The 16,387-nt window shown below is 39.1% G+C and carries 17 protein-coding genes and 1 pseudogene; 4 read left to right on the top strand and 14 right to left on the bottom strand.

All coding sequences use genetic code 11. The annotated features are described in order from the left end of the window. Positions 1 to 6: 6 nt before the first annotated feature. The 6 genes and pseudogenes from LEP1GSC202_RS07255 to LEP1GSC202_RS07225 form a co-directional block, all read right to left on the bottom strand. Complete coding sequence (locus tag LEP1GSC202_RS07255; RefSeq protein WP_015676806.1) at positions 7 to 963, bottom strand: ABC transporter ATP-binding protein; 957 nt, start codon at positions 961 to 963, stop codon at positions 7 to 9. Beyond that, positions 956 to 1,934: pseudogene (locus LEP1GSC202_RS07245) on the bottom strand (ABC transporter ATP-binding protein). Before LEP1GSC202_RS07245 ends, LEP1GSC202_RS07255 begins: the two are co-directional and overlap by 8 nt. Next, positions 1,931 to 2,980, bottom strand: a complete 1,050-nt coding sequence (locus tag LEP1GSC202_RS07240) for an ABC transporter permease (RefSeq protein WP_015676347.1) — start codon at positions 2,978 to 2,980, stop codon at positions 1,931 to 1,933. The pseudogene LEP1GSC202_RS07245 and the gene LEP1GSC202_RS07240 overlap by 4 nt, the downstream one beginning before the upstream one ends. Next, positions 2,977 to 3,987, bottom strand: a complete 1,011-nt coding sequence (locus LEP1GSC202_RS07235; RefSeq protein ID WP_015677098.1) for an ABC transporter permease subunit — start codon at positions 3,985 to 3,987, stop codon at positions 2,977 to 2,979. Before LEP1GSC202_RS07235 ends, LEP1GSC202_RS07240 begins: the two co-directional genes overlap by 4 nt. A gap of 3 nt (positions 3,988 to 3,990) precedes the next feature. Next, complete coding sequence (locus LEP1GSC202_RS07230; protein ID WP_015676844.1) at positions 3,991 to 5,037, bottom strand: carotenoid 1,2-hydratase; 1,047 nt, start codon at positions 5,035 to 5,037, stop codon at positions 3,991 to 3,993. Continuing rightward, positions 5,024 to 7,015, bottom strand: a complete 1,992-nt coding sequence (locus tag LEP1GSC202_RS07225) for a SpoIIE family protein phosphatase (RefSeq protein WP_039928330.1) — start codon at positions 7,013 to 7,015, stop codon at positions 5,024 to 5,026. The genes LEP1GSC202_RS07230 and LEP1GSC202_RS07225 overlap by 14 nt, the downstream gene beginning before the upstream one ends. Before the next feature lie 131 nt (positions 7,016 to 7,146). On the opposite strand from LEP1GSC202_RS07225, the gene LEP1GSC202_RS07220 reads away from it, so the two are divergent. Next, on the top strand, positions 7,147 to 7,602 hold the full coding sequence (locus tag LEP1GSC202_RS07220) for a hypothetical protein (RefSeq protein WP_015676733.1): 456 nt from the start codon (positions 7,147 to 7,149) through the stop codon (positions 7,600 to 7,602). On the opposite strand, the gene ispF is transcribed toward LEP1GSC202_RS07220, so the two are convergent. From ispF to LEP1GSC202_RS07205, 3 genes are read right to left on the bottom strand one after another with little or no spacing between them, the layout of a single operon-like run. Further along, positions 7,599 to 8,093, bottom strand: a complete 495-nt coding sequence (ispF, locus tag LEP1GSC202_RS07215) for a 2-C-methyl-D-erythritol 2,4-cyclodiphosphate synthase (protein ID WP_015677342.1) — start codon at positions 8,091 to 8,093, stop codon at positions 7,599 to 7,601. The genes LEP1GSC202_RS07220 and ispF overlap by 4 nt on opposite strands. A gap of 1 nt (position 8,094) precedes the next feature. Beyond that, a complete protein-coding gene (gene nadA / locus LEP1GSC202_RS07210) occupies positions 8,095 to 9,081 on the bottom strand; it encodes a quinolinate synthase NadA (protein WP_015677556.1) in 987 nt (328 codons plus the stop codon). A 19-nt stretch (positions 9,082 to 9,100) separates the two neighbouring features. Beyond that, entirely contained in the window at positions 9,101 to 9,616 is a 516-nt protein-coding gene (locus tag LEP1GSC202_RS07205) for a hypothetical protein (protein ID WP_015676675.1), read from the bottom strand. Here LEP1GSC202_RS07205 and LEP1GSC202_RS07200 point away from each other — a divergent pair. The 3 genes from LEP1GSC202_RS07200 to LEP1GSC202_RS07190 are packed head-to-tail and all read left to right on the top strand — an operon-like array spanning position 9,576 to position 12,371. Further along, positions 9,576 to 10,334, top strand: coding sequence for a hypothetical protein (locus tag LEP1GSC202_RS07200; protein ID WP_039928327.1), 759 nt, complete (start codon positions 9,576 to 9,578; stop codon positions 10,332 to 10,334). The genes LEP1GSC202_RS07205 and LEP1GSC202_RS07200 overlap by 41 nt on opposite strands. Positions 10,335 to 10,369: 35 nt before the next feature. Further along, positions 10,370 to 10,948 carry a hypothetical protein gene (locus tag LEP1GSC202_RS07195; protein WP_015676553.1) on the top strand — a complete coding sequence of 193 codons (579 nt, stop codon included), beginning with the start codon at positions 10,370 to 10,372 and terminating at the stop codon, positions 10,946 to 10,948. Positions 10,949 to 10,964: 16 nt separating this feature from the next. Beyond that, positions 10,965 to 12,371, top strand: coding sequence for a COG3014 family protein (locus LEP1GSC202_RS07190; protein WP_015677129.1), 1,407 nt, complete (start codon positions 10,965 to 10,967; stop codon positions 12,369 to 12,371). 21 nt (positions 12,372 to 12,392) lie between these two features. On the opposite strand, the gene ftsZ is transcribed toward LEP1GSC202_RS07190, so the two are convergent. The 5 genes from ftsZ to LEP1GSC202_RS20370 all read right to left on the bottom strand — a co-directional run bounded on the left by ftsZ (position 12,393) and on the right by LEP1GSC202_RS20370 (position 16,344). Next, positions 12,393 to 13,583 carry a cell division protein FtsZ gene (gene ftsZ, locus LEP1GSC202_RS07185; protein ID WP_015676411.1) on the bottom strand — a complete coding sequence of 397 codons (1,191 nt, stop codon included), beginning with the start codon at positions 13,581 to 13,583 and terminating at the stop codon, positions 12,393 to 12,395. Between the two features lie 10 nt (positions 13,584 to 13,593). Continuing rightward, complete coding sequence (gene ftsA, locus LEP1GSC202_RS07180; protein WP_015677055.1) at positions 13,594 to 14,832, bottom strand: cell division protein FtsA; 1,239 nt, start codon at positions 14,830 to 14,832, stop codon at positions 13,594 to 13,596. A gap of 1 nt (position 14,833) precedes the next feature. After that, positions 14,834 to 15,565 (bottom strand): cell division protein FtsQ/DivIB, encoded by a 732-nt coding sequence (locus LEP1GSC202_RS07175; protein ID WP_015676479.1) that lies wholly within the window; start codon positions 15,563 to 15,565, stop codon positions 14,834 to 14,836. 113 nt (positions 15,566 to 15,678) lie between these two features. Then, a complete protein-coding gene (locus tag LEP1GSC202_RS07170; RefSeq protein ID WP_015676882.1) occupies positions 15,679 to 16,044 on the bottom strand; it encodes an LIC_10421 family protein in 366 nt (121 codons plus the stop codon). 177 nt (positions 16,045 to 16,221) lie between these two features. Continuing rightward, on the bottom strand, positions 16,222 to 16,344 hold the full coding sequence (locus tag LEP1GSC202_RS20370) for a hypothetical protein (RefSeq protein WP_279615297.1): 123 nt from the start codon (positions 16,342 to 16,344) through the stop codon (positions 16,222 to 16,224). Positions 16,345 to 16,387 lie beyond the last annotated feature (43 nt).

Here is a 16,387-nt window from a genome sequence, read left to right as displayed (position 1 = left end):
AAACTTTCACTGCAGTGGGAAATGGCATTTCACTCGATGTGCTTCCGAAGGATAAATTTCCTTCGGTTCTTCAGTTTTGCAAATCTCTTTTGCAATTGGGCAACGTGTATGAAATTTACATCCTTTTGGTTGGTTGAGGATACTTGGGATTTCCCCAACGAGTGGTTTGGCCGTTTTGTTTCGATCTTTTAAGTCAAAACTTGCAGAAAACAAAGCCTGTGTATATGGATGCCTCGGCTTTTGGCTGATTTCATCTCGACTGCCTTCTTCCACTATTTGTCCTAAATACATAACAGCAATTCGATCTGACACATGTTTGACGATATTAAGATCGTGTGAAATAAATAAATAGGACAAACCGTACTTTTCTCTAAGCAATAATAGATTATTGATTACTTGTGCTTGAGTGGAAATATCCAACGCAGAGACTGCTTCATCACAAACAACTAAACTAGGTTCTAAAATAAGTGCACGCGCAATTGCAATCCTTTGCCTTTGTCCACCACTGAACTCATGAGGGTATCTATGTAAAATGTCTGAAGGTAAGTTAACCTCTGACAAAGCTTTGACTGCCTTTTCTTTTTTTTCCCTTTGACTTAAATTTGGAAAATGAATTTGTAACCCTTCTGTGACAATTTCTTCTATCGTAAAACGAGGGTTTAATGAAGAATAAGGATCTTGGAAAACAACTTGTATTTTCCTTTTTAATAGTTTCTGTTTTTCTTTGGAAACTTTACCAATTTCTTGGTCTTCAAACGAAATGGTTCCTTGATCAAAAGGTAACAATGATAAGATCGCTCGACCAATTGTGGATTTTCCACAACCCGATTCTCCAACTAGTCCTAAAATTTTACCTTTGGGAATCGAAAAATGTACTCCATCAACGGCCACCAATCGTTTTGTCGAAAAGGAAAGAGATTGTGATTGTTTATAAGATACAACTAAGTTTTCTACCTTAAGCACTCTCTTTTCCTCCATACAAAAAACATTCTACAAATTGGAAATCTGTTACTTTGTTTGAGATTGGAATCTTAGATTCACAGATCTCCATTTTTTCTTTACAACGTGTATGAAAACGACAACCACTTGGATATGATTTCGGGGATGGGACAATGCCATCAATGGTTACCAATATTTTCATGATTTGGATACGCTGCAATTAAAGCCTTCGTATAAGGATGTTTAGGTGAATCGATTACCAAATCAACTTTCCCTTGTTCTACTATTTTGCCAGCATACATGACGGCAATTCGATCTGCAATATGACTTACAAGTCCTATATCATGTGAGATGAACAAAACTGCCATCCCATGTTCTTTTTTTAATTCTTTTAATAATTCGATTAACTGAAGTTGAATTGTTACATCGATCGCACTTGTTGGTTCATCAGCGATTAAGATTTTTGGATCACACATAAGAGCCATAGCGATACAAACTCTTTGTAACATACCTCCAGAAAACTGATTCGGGTACTGATCTAGTCGATGTTTGGCGTCGGTGATTCCAACACGTTCCAATAGATAAATTGCTTTTTTTTCCGCTTCTTCTTTTGAACCCAAACCATGTAATAAAAAACCCTCAACTAATTGGTTTCCAATTTTTTGTAAAGGGTTAAGGGCATTAAAAGGTTCTTGGAAAACATAAGTGATTTCTTTTCCTCGAATAGAACGAAGGTAACTTGCATCAGCTTCTAATAAATTTGTGCCATTCAAAAGGATGGAACCTGTTGGATACATTGTTGTATTGGTGGGTAAAAGTTTCGTTAACGCCAAACTGCTGATTGATTTTCCACAACCCGATTCACCTACCAATGCTAAAGTTTCGCCTTTGTCTATATCGAAACTAATCCCACTGACAATGGGTAAAACGCCATCGTCTGTTTTGATTTCGATGGAAAGGTTGTTTACTGAAATGGCTTTTGGATTCGTTGTCATTCGTAAACCACCTTATCTTTCGGATCAAAGGCATCACGTAATCCCTCACCCACAAACGCAGAAAATAAAATCGTCAAAAAGAGAGCCACAGAAGGAAAGGTGATGAGCCACCATGCTGTGAGCCTTTCTCTTCCTTGTCCTATGAGTTCTCCCCAAGACGGATTAGGCGCAGGGATGCCGTAACCCAAAAAGTCCAAAGCTGATAAAACCGAAATGGCGGATATTAGTATAAAAGGCAAAAAAGTAACAAGTGGTGTGAGTGAATTTGGTAAAAGATGGCGCATGATGATCGAGTAAGAAGATGCACCTAAAGTTTTTGCTGCATCAACAAACTGTTGTTTGCGGAGCTTTAAAAACTCACCTCGCATATAATAACTGAGTCCTATCCAACTTAAGGAACCATAGGTTACAATGAGAACCATAAATCCTCTTCCAAAAAAAGAACCCATAATCAATATCAAATAAAGGAACGGGATAGCTGATAAAATTTCGATAATCCTTTGCAAAAACAAATCTAAGCGACCAACGAAATACCCTTGGATCCCTCCAATAAAGGAAGCGAGTAGAATTTCAACAACGATGAGTATCAAACTAAATGTCATGGCAAGCCGATAACCATAAATAATTCTTGTGAAGACATCTCGTCCTCTGTCATCAGTTCCCATCCAATGGCGTAACGTTGGTTTTGAAGGAGGATTTGTTCCTTCTTCCAAACTTTCTAAATTATCTTCGTTCACACCAAAAGGAATAGGTGGGAATACCATATGATTATTGGAATTTTGAAACCTAGACTCACGATTCAATTTTTTATAATTAGGTTCAGTCAGATTCGCCCCCCCGAATTTCGTTTCGGGATAAAATTGAAAAATGGGGAAAGAAACTGATCCTTCATACAACACAAAAAGAGGTTTGTTATTGATTAAAATAGGTGAGAACAAGGAAAGAATATATGAGTAAAATAAAATCATCAAAGAATAATAGGCTCGTTTATTCTTTTTAAATTTCTCCCACTTACGGACGTTTGCCGGGTTTGATATAAACTTCATTCGAAATCAATCCTCGGGTCAATTAAGATATAACAAAAGTCAGAAACAATCTTACCAATAAGCCCTAAAAAACTTTGTGCCAAAAGTAAACCCATCATGAGATCGGTATCTCTTTCTCTGACTGCCTCAAAACTCAAAAGACCCATTCCATCAATATTAAAAACCAATTCGATAAATAAGGATCCAGAGAAAATTAAAGTTAAGTTACTTCCAAATCCTGTTGCAATTGGAATGAGTGAGTTACGGAAAGCATGTTTAAAAATAGAATCCGAAAAACTAAGTCCTTTCGAAATTGCTGTGCGTACATATTCCTTTGCAATTTGATCTAACAAACTATTTTTCATAAGTAAAGTAAGTACTGCAAAACTGCCTACCACATAACAGATCACAGGTAAGAACATATGAGCCAATCGATCTTTTACTTTTCCAATAAAACTTAAGTCTTCATAAAAATCGGAAACTTCATGGCCTAATGGGAAAAAAGAAAATACCTCACCTGAAGCAAATAAATACAAGAGTAACATCGCAAATGCGAATACGGGAAGTGAATATGTAAAAAAGATGATAAAACTTGTGATAAAATCAAACTGACTTCCTTCTTTTAACGCTTTTTGTATTCCTAAAGGAATACAGATCAAATACGTTAAAAAGAATCCTGACAATCCAAAGAAAAGTGAAACAGGTAGTTTTTCCACGATGAGTTCTGATACCTTTCTTGAATGTAATCTCGATTCACCCAGATCAAACTGTACGATTTGTTTCAACCAATAGAGATAAGCAACTGGTGCCGGTTTGTCTAAATGTAATCTTTTTTTGATTAGATCAATTTCTTCTTGGGAAATTTGTTTGGTGGAAGCTCCAGCTAAATTCCCTGCACCTTTCAATTTTGCAATTTCGCTATTGAGGGGACCACCAGGAGCAAAATGAGAGATTAAAAAAACTAAAAATGTGATTCCAAGTAAAGTTGGAAAAATCAACAAAAACCGCTTTAAAAAGTATTTCCACATGGCTTAGAACTCCCACCACTTTTTCGATTTTTGATAACCTTTCAATTCTAAATATCCTTTAGCAGACTTTTTTTGATTAGAATCTTTGGCTAAAACTGCTCCCTCCCAATAGATGGTTTGAGTGGAATCACTTCCATCAAACTCTTGTTCATTGAAAATGGGTTTTATCTCCCACTCACCTCCAGGGTATTTGATTTTCCATTGTAATGGGTAGGCAATTTTGGTTTTTTCACTTTTCCAATTATTACCAACCGGATCCATTTGTATTTCTATTCCTTCTTTCCAATAGGTGACTTTTCCCTTTGGGTCGCGATACGTTCCAAAAATTTCAGGCATCGAGTTTTTTGACTCACGAAATCGAAAGAATACATAATCTCCACCACTATCGTCCATCAAACAAATCCAATCCCATCCGGATTCACCTTGTGCCAAAGTAGGAATCGATTTAGAAGATTTTTCGCTCCACTCATGGTCCATCCATGAATCACCAGAGATTATATTTTCTTTTTTTCCTTGGAACCATAAAGTTCCCTTTGTTTTTAGTCTCGGATAACTATAGTAATACGAGAAAATACTTGGATTCCGTTTGGATTTAATTGAAATCCCATCCTTGCCGTGCGAAAGGATGTTACCATTTCCATTTAACGAAAGTTCTAATGCAATATTTTTAGATTTTGGATAGGCTTTGATCAAAAATTGGTCTTTGGAAAGAATTTGAAATTCATATTCTCCACTATAAATCAAATTATTTTTGTAACCAGCAAGATCATTTAAATTTCGTTTGATGGTTTGGCTTGTTTCATGGCGTTTTTGATTCAATTCGGATATTGCGAAGTGAACAGGAAAAACTTCCGGATTCCAATCTTCACCATCAGAAAACTTCAACCGGAAAAAAGATAATTCATATCCATATAGATTTCCCGATTCTGCTTTGATATGACCAACAAAATAACACCATTCCAATGCATAATCGGAATGAAAACTATGGTCTTTTGGAAAACTAAAATGAAAAAAACAAATTGATACAAGTAAAAGTTTAAATCGATTCATCTGGTAATGATTTCCACTTTTTTTCCAGTGGAAGGATGTGTAGGTATGTAGCTTCAATGTGTTTCATCTTATCGATGACATCTTTCATTTTTTGTTTTTGGTTTAACTTTCTATAAAGTTGAGCTAAATTGTATAAGTTCGATAAATTGGAATCATTGATCGAATAGGCTTTTTTCCATTCCAATTCCGCTTTTTCAAACATACCCAATTGGTAATAACAATATCCTAAAATCGCATGCGATTTAAAATGATTGGTTTTGAATTTGTTATAGGATTCCAACATAACTGACGCATTTTCATAATCACCGCTATAGGCGAGTGCTTTCCCATATGCAAGTTGGGTATTTAGTTCTCTCGGTAAAATTTTGTGAGCTTCTCTGTAATACTGGGCGGCTTCTGCATATTCTTTTTTTTGGTAAACCTTATCTCCTTTCGATTGTAAAATACGAAAGTCTTCCAATTTGGGTGACAACTGTAATCCGAGTAAGGTGATATCATCCATCGAATCAGTTCCCATTGTGAATTCACGATGTTGGTTCATAATGAGTTCAACTGTTTCTTGGATTGTTCCATTTGCATTTTCTTCTATGAGTTGCATTAGTTTTGTTTCACCAAATGCATGTCCATGATCATTCTCTGCTTCCGTTAGACCATCCGTATACAAAAAGAGTTTATCACCTGGCTCCAATTGGATATGTAAATCTCGATATGTATCACCAGCATCTGGGAACATTCCCAGAAAGGTTCCTTCGCCATCACAGATTTCCGCCTTTCCTGTTCTATGCCGAAATAAAATTGGCCTTGGATGACCAGCAATCGAATACACCACTTTATAATCGGAATGGATGAGTAAATAAACACATGTTGTGTAACCTTGTTGTTTGACAAGGTCAAGTAACTCCCGATTGATGAGTTTGAATGTTTCAGAAGGTTTAGGTTTTTTAAAATTCGAAAATAACATTTTCGATAATGCTGTGATAAAAGCAGCGGGCACACCATGCCCAGAGACATCACAAACAGCGACTCCTAACTTATCTGTATGATAGGGAAAATAATCATAATAATCCCCACTTACTTCTTGCATGGGACTAAAGCCAGTCCAAAACTGAATTCCATTCCAATCTGGAATAATTTCTGGTATAAGACCCTTTTGGATGTTCTTTGCCAATCGAAGGTCTTTTGCCATAGAGAGTTGTTTTTTTTCTAACTCTTGTTTAAACGACTTCAATACTTCTACTGCTGCTTCCAAATCACGATTTTCAATTGCTAGTTCACGTGATTTGCCCACAACATCCCGAACATCGACTATGGACATTTCTTCTAATTCTGTTTCAGAACGTGAAGTTACCATCACTCGGTGGCGAGAAGAAACATTTTCTTTTGTTAGGTGAGACCTGGATAAATATAAAATATCATCTTTCCATTCTAATTCGTATTCATTGGAATCAGAACCAAATTGAATTTCTTCGCCCAGTTCTTTATGAGAAACGTGAATGCCAAAAAGTTTGGTTTTCGTCATTCTGATTTTGAATTCTTTTAGCTCAAATAGTACGGCTAACCCATTTAACATTCCTTGGAAAAAAACAGCATCATACCATTTCTCTTGGTATTCTGGGAGATATACAAAAACAAATTTAAAATAATTTTCTGATAATGGTTTTACATTGAGATATACTACTCTTGTTAGGCGACCAATCAAAATTGGTAACCGTTGGATCATTTCCACAATATCAATTCTTGTATCATCCAATGGTAACAAATCATACGCATTTGTGATAAGAGTTTCAGTACCAACATGATATAAAATACCTGAAATATCCAACGACAAGGCTATTTGTTGGATGATTTTATCTTCCAGGACTTGCGAAATCCAATAATTCGGATCTTTTAGGATGCGAGTGTAAGTGTTATCATCTAAAATTTCAGGAAAAGGATTGGAGTGAGGTGTGAGGTTGTTTTCCCGCTCATAAACTTGGATGAGGCCAGATACTCGTTTGGATGATATTTCTCTTGCAGAATGCAGTTGCTAAACCCTCCCGAAGTTTCTCCTTCGGTAGGAGAAAAATAAATTTCAATCGATCCCTAGGCAATAGATTTTTCTATGGAGATATGATTTGGTATCTTCGTGTATTTGGAATCTTTGTTTTTGTGTTTGGTTTCGCTGTCCTTGGCCAAAAGGAAAGTCGTTTGGAGCGTACTTGGGAAGTAAAATTAAAACCCGACCAAACACAAAAGATCTTATACGAATCGTTCCAACCGAAATCCTATCGGCAACCAACAGTGGGGGAAGAATGGGAATCCAAAACATTAGGGGAAACGGTAAAGTGTAAGACCATAGCTGTCGCAAATACACCGACAATTTCTTTCCAAATCCAAACAGAAGGATTCAAACATTACCAAGTGCTAAAAGAGACCTACCAACTTGATCCAACTGAGAACGGTGTTCGTGTGCATGGGGTTTGGGAGATCCAACCAGTTTCCAATTTCTCATCCAAACTTTTATTTTTGTTCTTTAGCGATGCCGACCTAAACCTCATCGCTTCATCCAAAGAAAAACGTTTTTAGTGGTGTTTCTTTGTGCTTTCCATAAGCACGGTTGCCATCACCATCACACCTTCACTCCTACCCAAAGCTCCCATTCCTTCGGAAGTGGTGGCTTTGATCGAAACACAATCTAACGGAAGTTTGGTGATATTTGCCAAAGAAGCATTTAGTTCTGCTCGGATAGGATTTATTTTTGGATGATCCCCCACATACGTACAGTCTACATTCACAAGTTTGAAATTTTTTTCTGCTACAAGTTCCAAACATTTTTCAATGATCCGAGTTGACTTCATGTTTTTGTACCTAGGGTCTGTGTCAGGGAAGTGAACACCAATATCTCCCAAAGCAAGGGCACCCAACATCGCATCGGCAACTGCATGTAAAATCACATCGGCATCACTATGTCCAAGGAAAGCAAATTCTGATTTTACTTCAACACCTGCAAGTACAAGTGGTCGAAAGGGTTCGTGGATGAGTTTGTGAAAATCGATTCCGTTTCCAATTCTAAACATATTATTTTTTATAACTCAATTCTAACATTCGATTCACAGATTTTTGGGCAAGCCGGATCACTTCTTCGTCCAAAAAGATTTCAAACTGTTCTTTTAAAAGTGCATCCCTCACTTTTTCCAAGGTAATTTTTTTCATGTGGGGGCAAGTTTGGCAAGTGGAGACAAATTCTTTTTCTGGGAACTCGGCACGTAAATTATCGCCCATCGAACACTCTGTTACAAGCATGATTTTGTCTGTTTTGCTCTTTCGAATAAAATCAACCATTTGTGATGTAGAACCCGAAAAATCAGCTTCTTTTACCACATCTTCATGGCATTCAGGGTGAGTGATGACAGTGACTCCACCAGGAAACAACCGTTTTGTGGAACGAATGTCTTCCGGAGTGTACATCTCATGCACCATACATCGTCCTGGGTGTGAGATGATGGTTTTTGTGGTTTGGTTACGAACATTCCCCGCCAAGTATTCGTCTGGCAAAAAGATTACCGTATCCCCTTCGACCGCATTGACAATTTGTACGGCATTGGCCGAAGTACAACATACATCTGTTTCAGCTTTGACTTCCGCCGAACAGTTGACATACGTTACAACAGGAACACCAGGGTATTTAGCTTTGAGTGCTTTGACATCTTCTCGTGTGATGGATTCCGCAAGGGAACAACCCGCTTTTGGGTCGGCAATGAGAACTTTTTTTTCTGGGGATAAAATTTTAGCAGTCTCTGCCATAAAGTGAACCCCATTAAACAAAATGAGATCGGCAGTTGTTTCCTTTGCCATCTTGGATAGATACAACGAATCTCCAATGATATCAGACACACCCCAAAACACATCCGGTGTCATATAATTATGACCAAGGATCACTGCATTTTTTTCTTTTTTGAGACGGTTGATTTCTTCCGCAAGTGGCAGGATCCGTTCCTCAATTTCATGAGGTAGGTAAATGGGATTTAGTTTTTGGACCAATTGGTCTCTTGTGACAAGTGACATTTTTTTCTCCTATTAAAGATCATTGGAAAGGATCAGAACCAAGGATGGTGTCTGTTTCCTGAAGGCCCGAATCAGCAGGGGGAACGGAATTTTCTAAAGAACCACATTGGTTCATCGCTTCTTGCCATGAAGTTTCAGCAGGAGACGTCCCTGTACGTTGGACCCTCCGGTATTCAGAATTGGAAGCAAATGAGTTTTGGTTACAAGCCTTAGCACTATTATATGCCAAATTAATTTTAGAAAAACAATCAAAATACAAAATGGCTACCGCGTCCGTACTCAATTCTCTCGGTAAAATTTGATCTTTTAGTTTAGAAATAAGACTTGGGCAAGCAGATACACTTGGATCGGGCACTGCGACACAATTGGCTTCCGTTAGAATAAATCTTTGACAAGCGGATTGGACAGGACTCCCTTGAGAGAGTAACGCACTTAGTAGTTCTGTATTGGAATCTTGATTTGATTGTTTCGTACAGGAAAAGTCCAAAATGAGAATGCCAACAAACAAAAAGAAAATCGCCCTCATTCTACTCATCTCGATTCTACTCTCCTTCTTACTTGGTAGTCTTGTCTATATCCTTTTTCTGAAAAAAACGAAAGTGGATCCTATGGAAACTTCCTTTGATTCACGTTCCGAGATCTATTGGAAAAGGTTACAAAATCGCCCAGAGGTCCTTAAAGGGCAAGGTTACCCAAGTGATTTACGAGATTTTTTAGAAACCTTACGGGGAAAAGAATCGTACCAATGGAACGGCGATAGGGAAAAAACATACAGTTTCCTTTTAACAGAATATCCCGACGAAAGAGGTCATGTCCTCTATGCAGTTTATGTAGCATATATGAATTGGAAAGAAAAAGCGGATGAAATTGAATCCCAAGTTTCTCTTACAAGTTACGAAAAGCTAACAGCCATAAACCGACTGAAAGCAGAAATTTTCCCGGGTGTTCTCTACGAGTTGATTTTTCCCAAACACCCGACAACTCCTCCAGCCATTTTGGTTTCCTATTTGGAAGATTACATTTCGAGAAATCCCTATAGTTACTCAAGAGAACGAAAACGAATTTTCCTGCGAAAAAAAGAGGAACTTTACCAAAAGGAAAAATGGGTCATCCAAACATGGGAAAGCCCAAATTTTTACCGGCAAGTGGTGGATCTCATGTATGAAAGGGAAATGAAGGAAATGACCGATGAGGAAAAAACTTTTTATCGGAGTTCTAAAATCGAGGAATTGAAATCGGATTTTTGGAATTGACAAGACATGTTTCCATCCCCCATATAAATGGGGTTATGAAACAAATTCTCTTCTCCTTTCTCTTAGTAGGATTCTTATTCCAATGCAGTTCCAGCCCGAAAAGGCTCGACAACGCTGATGATTATATCTCCGACTCAGGTGGACTCACAAGCCAAGAATTGGTCAAAGCGGCCGAAAAATTAGCCGGTCAAATTGGGGAGTATTTCAAAGAAAACCCACATGAAGAAGGTGTCTTTGTGGCACACTTCCCTACACGAAACGATACATCGGAACAAATCCAAACCGAACTTTTTGACAACGCGTTTGTTTCCAAACTCATCAAAAACAAAATTTATACAGTTCGTACGAAAACAAGAGAACAGTCGCTCAACGAAATCCAATTCAGTTTGTCTGGTCTTACCTCTAATAGACTTTCCATTGGAAAACTCAAATCTCCAAACTTCTTTGTTCGTTGTGAAATCAACGAAAACATGTTCACATCGGACGGAGAAAAAATCGTAGAACAATCAATCAACATCGAACTAGTAGAAGTGGAAACTACGATTGCTGTTTGGTCAGAAAAGGTGTCCTATCGAAAATTAGCCGTTAGAGGAAACAAAGGGGTTAGTTGGTAATCCCTTCCACCAATACATGAAAAAATCATTTCTCTTTTTCTCTCTTCTTTTTCTCGGTTGTGCCAGTGATTATAACAAAATCATCGAAGCAACCGAATCGGCATACTACGGTCAAAACTATGACTCTGCCATTCCTAAAATTCGAGAACTCTACGAGGGTTCTTCCAATAAGGACAAACTTCTTTTTTTGATGGAAGCGGGTATGATCTTTCATACCAAAGGGGATTACGTCACTTCCAATAAAGTTTTCAAAGAAGCAGAAGACATTGCAGACAATATCAAGGTCAGTATGACTCGGTCTGGACTATCGTTTATCCTTTCCGATAACGAATCCAATTATACGGGGGAAGATTTTGAAAGGGTAATGATTAAGTTCTACATTGCGAACAATTACCTTCTGCAAGGTGACACCAATAACGCAAAAATTTATTTTAGACGTTTGGACTTTGAACTGAAAGAAATGAGATTTTTGGCTGCCGAATACCGCCAAAACAATGCAGCTAGGCTCATCGATGCCTATGTTTCCGAGTCTCTTGGCCGCTACAATGATGCCCGTGTCCAATACAAAAACATGGAACAACTCATTGGCAAAAGCCAAAACCTAATTGCCGACAGGTATTTGTTAGCTGCCAAAGAAGGCGATTCCGGAGACAAATCCAAATACGGTGCAGGTCGCTCTAGTTTACAAGCTTACAACAGTTCGATGCAAAGGACTTCTCCCGAAAACGAAAAACTTTCGGAAGTCATCATCATCCATGAAGCAGGGAAATCAGCCATCAAAATGTCTCGGGGAAAACTCATCCAAGATGAATACTTTGCAGCCGCTTTACGTGGTGCAGTCGAAAAGGGACTTGCTGTGAAAGGGGCAGGTGCATCGCTTGCAGGTGCAATTACAGCATTGTCCGTTGCAGAAAACCCAATCCCTATTTACAAAGAACGCGATCCAAAAGGTTCCCTTCCAAAAAAATACTACATCAATGGTGTGGACGTTGGGTATTCCGATATCATGAACAATTATTCTGAGACAGCGATGAATAATTTTAATGAAAACTACAAAGCTCTCATCACAAAAAACTTAACTTCACTCGCCGTCAAAGTGGTAGCAGCTGTCATTGCTTCCGAAGCAATGGCTCGGGCGATTGAGTCAGGTGGTCGTGGGAAAAACAATGACTTGGTTTCGAGCCTTATCCGTGTGGCAGCGGGAGCTGCAGCCGGAATCGCAGTTTCACAAACCATTGCACCTGACCTACGTTGTTGGAGGACCATTCCATCCAATTTCCAAGTGAAACGAGTTTTGCTCGCACCAGGAGAATACGATTTCAAAGTAGACTCCCCTGGATCTGTTGTGACTAATGCTCCGAAAAAATTGATAGTGGAAGAAGGAAAACCTTTATTTGTTTCGGTTCGTTCCTACTCCAACTAACAGAATGAAGGTTAGTTTTTTTTAATCGTTTTTCTTTCTTAAGAACGTTGGGATATCGTAGTCCTCTCCATATTTCTGAAATGGAGAGGATTGTTTTTGTGCCCCAAAACTCCTTTGGTTTTGCCTCATCCCCTTTGGTACATCCAATTCTCTTGCAAACCCTGCTTCTTTTTCCTCTGGTTTTTTGATGTAGACCATGGGGGAGATGGACTCTTCCGAACCCACAACCTTTTGTTCCCTTTGGTATTGTTTTCCTTTTTTAGTGAAACCAGTGGCAATCACTGTCACTCGGATTTGGTCAGAAAGGTTTGGGTCTTCATTCAGTCCAATGATGATGTTGGCATTGGGATCCGCTTGTGCCGTAATGATTTGAGAAACTTCATTCCATTCATGGATGGTAAGGTCACTTCCGCCAGTCACATTGATGAGAAGGGACTGAGCTCCTTGGATACTAGAATCTTCTAACAGAGTGTTGTTGATGGCTTGTTCTACAGCTTCACTCACACGTGCCTCACCTCGTCCCTCACCCACTCCTAAAATGGCATCTCCTGTGTCTTTCATAATGGTTTTCACATCAGCGAAATCCACATTGATGATTCCAGGGTGATTGATGATATCACTGATCCCACGAACACCATTTAACAAGATATCGTCGATGACACGAAATGCCATATCAAAAGGTGTGTTTTTGTCTACCACTTGGAAAATAGAATCATTTCGAATGGTAATGAGAGTGTCCACATTGGCTCTCAGTTGGTCGATGCCTTGTTTGGCAAGTTCTGCACGGCGTTTGCCTTCAAAAGAAAATGGAACCGTTACCACACCCACAACCAAACACTTGAGTTCTTTGGCGATGGCAGCAATGATGGGAGCAGCCCCCGTTCCCGTTCCACCTCCCATACCTGCAGTGACAAACACCATATCCGCGCCTTTGAGTGCCGACACAATTCTCTCTTTATCTTCAATGGCTGCTTTTTGTCCGAGTTCTGGATCACCACCAGCACCCATACCACGTGTCACTTTGTTACCAAGTTGGATTTTGACTTCGACGGGAGATTTGAGTAATACTTGTTCGTCGGTGTTCATTACAATGAAGTCAACACCTGTCATTTTAGAATTCACCATTCGTGTGACAGCATTCATTCCACCACCACCAACTCCGATGACTTTGATAATGGCTGGGCTAGTTTTTTCTTCTTCTAGGTATAACATTCATTTTTCCTTAGAGATTATTCTCCATCCAACGACGAACCTTCTTCATCCATCCTTCTCCGTCCGATACGGAATGCATGTTTCTTTGTTCTAAATTTTGTATTTTGGAACTGTATTTGATAAGACCAACAGCTGTTGCGTATTCAGGACTTGCAATTCGTTCCACAAGGCCACTAAGCCCCGCAGGTTTTGCACGACCCACTGACAAACGCAGTACTTCTTCGGCAGTCGCTTCAATGCCTTGTAATAAGGAAGTTCCCCCTGTTAAGATAACTCCCCCCGCCAAACTTGACTTATACCCTGATCGAATCAGTTCATGGTCAATCATCTCTAAAATTTCTCGAACCCTTGGTTCTAAAATTTCCACAAGTTCTTGGCGAAACACTGACCTGGCTGGCCTACCGGAAATGGATGGGATCTCAAACTTTTCAGTTGGATCTACCATATCAATTCTTGTATGGCCGTATCGTTTTTTGATGACTTCCGCAGTTTCCACAGTGGTTTTCAGACCAATGGAAATATCACTTGTGATATGGAACCCACCAAAAGGAACCACGGAGGAAAAAGCAATTCCCCCATCTACGTAAATGATGATATCACAAATGCCGGCTCCGATATCAATGACAGCAGTCCCTAAGTCCTTTTCTCCCGCTGTTAAAATTGCTTCAGAAGAAGCAAGACTGGATAACACCTTATCCATTTGCAAAAGGCCTGCTTGTTCCACACAACGATCAATATTATTCAAAGCTGTATTGCCACAAGATACAATGTGTACTTCTGCTTCTAAACGAACACCTGTCATCCCAATTGGATCTTTGATATTCACTTGGTCATCCACTTTGAATTCTTTGGTAAGGACGTGGATAACTTGTTGGTCATTCGGAACGTGTACAGCTTGGGCTGCTTCCACCACACGCATGATATCCATTTCAGAAACGATCCGTTCGCGGTTGGTAACAGCGATGATTCCCTTTTCATTAAACCCATGAACCGATTTACCAGAAACATTCACAACAACAGATGTGATCTCCTGGCCAGCCATGAGTTCGGCATCACCAAACGCTTCTATAATGGACTTGGTAGTGGTTTCTATATTGACGATGGAACCATTTTTAATTCCTGAAGATGGATAAACACCTGTTCCAATAATTTCGATTTCATGATCACCCATCAGTCGTCCAATGACAACCTTGATAAGGGAAGAACCTAAATCCAATGCCGTTATGATGGGGGAATCATCTTCGATCATATTAATGGTAAACTGCGTCTTCTCCCCTTAAATCAATAGAAACGGCTTTGATGGACTCTGCTTCCATATACGCAAGTGAGGCGTATAATTTACGAAATAAATTGAGTTCTAATTTATCACCCAAAAACACTTTCATGGGTTTTGGTGATTTTAAGTACATAGTATAATTACCGTCACGTTCTGCGACAAGTTCAGAAATTCTTGTGGAAAGTGCTGGGTAAAGGGAAAGGGCATATCGCATTTCTTTGGTGACATCAAAAATTTGTCTGCCTTCCAGTTTTTGTTCCCCAATTGAAAACGGTCCACTAATCACGATTAAGTGAGTATTCAAAACTGCGTCTTTGGATAAAATTTCTAATGTTTCATCCACTTCATAAAGAGAACTACCTACATGTATGACAAATTCTGCGACTTTCTCCTCTATATGAATCAATAAAAATCCATCTGGATCTCTTGTGATTCGAACTTTTTTGATCCTTGGGTGATTGGAAATTTTTTTTTCCCAATCCTTCCACTCATTCGTGTTTGGTGATAAACCATCCGCACCGATAAATGTCAAAACATCTGGTGGAGTCAGGTATTGTAAACCTTCCCACTGCAAACGTTCCACAGGTTTCACTGGCCTTCCCCAACGGAAGAGTAATCCGAGAGCCAAAAGCCCGGAAAGGACTAAAAGGATCGGTACCACACGCCCAAATCGTTTTTCTTTGATTTCTTGGGGGGTGTCAACCATATATTGATTATGTCACATAGTTAGGTTGTTTGGAAAGCATTTATCAAAAGGGCATAAAAAAAGGCCAGGCGAACCTGACCTTTCTCGCTAAACTCAAATTGAATTTGAGTGGCTTAGTTTTGTGCTACTTGCTTGGAATCTGTGCGAAGGTCCATAGACACGTTTTTGTATTTCTTAGCTTCTTTTTCAAGAGCATCTGCACGGCGAAGGAGTTCCTTCTTCTCGTTCATTTGGCTAAGAATTTTACCACCACGAGGTGCCCCAGCTCTCTCACGGAGTGCTTGAGCCAACTCTGTTTTTTCTTTGGCAACGTTCGCTAGGTATTCAGAAACAGCAGACTTTTGCGCTGGAGTGCTAGCTTGCTCAATCATAGCAGTTTCCAAAAGCTCTAATCTCTCGTTTGTGTCCAAAGCATGTAGGTTTGCAGTTGCAAGTCCCATTGCCAAGATCCCTGTTGCGATTATTTTTGTTGTTTTCATGTGATCCTCTCTAGATCTGGGAACCTCTTTTTCCGATCCCCTTTTTCTTATATGACTATAGAGTTCTAAAAAAGGGGATTAAATTCAATCGTAAAAAGAGGAAAAAAACTTCGTTTTCGACCAAAAACAAGAAATTTCTTTCATTTTGGATTAATTTTAATCTTTATTGGATTAAAATTAATCATTTGGGCCTGTTTTCGGCTGTATGACACGGTTTTTGAGGTGAGAACCCTTGGTTTCCGGTGCAGAAAACAGAGTCCCTTCGCGAATCACGGCACTCTTTTTCGCATAAAACTGCATTTGAGTGCCGTAAAAAAGGAATTCAGCAAACATCAGGACAAAA

Source organism: Leptospira yanagawae serovar Saopaulo str. Sao Paulo = ATCC 700523, from assembly GCF_000332475.2.
GTDB classification, from domain to species: Bacteria; Spirochaetota; Leptospiria; order Leptospirales; family Leptospiraceae; genus Leptospira_A; species Leptospira_A yanagawae.
The sequence above is the reverse complement of the archived record's forward strand: the minus strand, read 5'-3'. Positions and strand labels throughout refer to the sequence as shown.

Coding starts and splice junctions, on each gene's coding strand:
- LEP1GSC202_RS07205 (WP_015676675.1), bottom strand. CDS start 9,616: ATGAGTAGAATGAGGGCGATTTTCTTTTTGTTTGTTGGCATTCTCATT.
- LEP1GSC202_RS07175 (WP_015676479.1), bottom strand. CDS start 15,565: ATGGTTGACACCCCCCAAGAAATCAAAGAAAAACGATTTGGGCGTGTG.
- LEP1GSC202_RS20370 (WP_279615297.1), bottom strand. CDS start 16,344: ATGCAGTTTTATGCGAAAAAGAGTGCCGTGATTCGCGAAGGGACTCTG.
- LEP1GSC202_RS07240 (WP_015676347.1), bottom strand. CDS start 2,980: ATGAAGTTTATATCAAACCCGGCAAACGTCCGTAAGTGGGAGAAATTT.
- LEP1GSC202_RS07200 (WP_039928327.1), top strand. CDS start 9,576: ATGCCAACAAACAAAAAGAAAATCGCCCTCATTCTACTCATCTCGATT.
- ftsZ (WP_015676411.1), bottom strand. CDS start 13,583: ATGTTATACCTAGAAGAAGAAAAAACTAGCCCAGCCATTATCAAAGTC.
- LEP1GSC202_RS07190 (WP_015677129.1), top strand. CDS start 10,965: ATGAAAAAATCATTTCTCTTTTTCTCTCTTCTTTTTCTCGGTTGTGCC.
- ispF (WP_015677342.1), bottom strand. CDS start 8,093: ATGTTTAGAATTGGAAACGGAATCGATTTTCACAAACTCATCCACGAA.
- LEP1GSC202_RS07230 (WP_015676844.1), bottom strand. CDS start 5,037: ATGAATCGATTTAAACTTTTACTTGTATCAATTTGTTTTTTTCATTTT.
- LEP1GSC202_RS07220 (WP_015676733.1), top strand. CDS start 7,147: ATGATTTGGTATCTTCGTGTATTTGGAATCTTTGTTTTTGTGTTTGGT.
- ftsA (WP_015677055.1), bottom strand. CDS start 14,832: ATGATCGAAGATGATTCCCCCATCATAACGGCATTGGATTTAGGTTCT.
- LEP1GSC202_RS07235 (WP_015677098.1), bottom strand. CDS start 3,987: ATGTGGAAATACTTTTTAAAGCGGTTTTTGTTGATTTTTCCAACTTTA.
- nadA (WP_015677556.1), bottom strand. CDS start 9,081: ATGTCACTTGTCACAAGAGACCAATTGGTCCAAAAACTAAATCCCATT.
- LEP1GSC202_RS07170 (WP_015676882.1), bottom strand. CDS start 16,044: ATGAAAACAACAAAAATAATCGCAACAGGGATCTTGGCAATGGGACTT.
- LEP1GSC202_RS07195 (WP_015676553.1), top strand. CDS start 10,370: ATGAAACAAATTCTCTTCTCCTTTCTCTTAGTAGGATTCTTATTCCAA.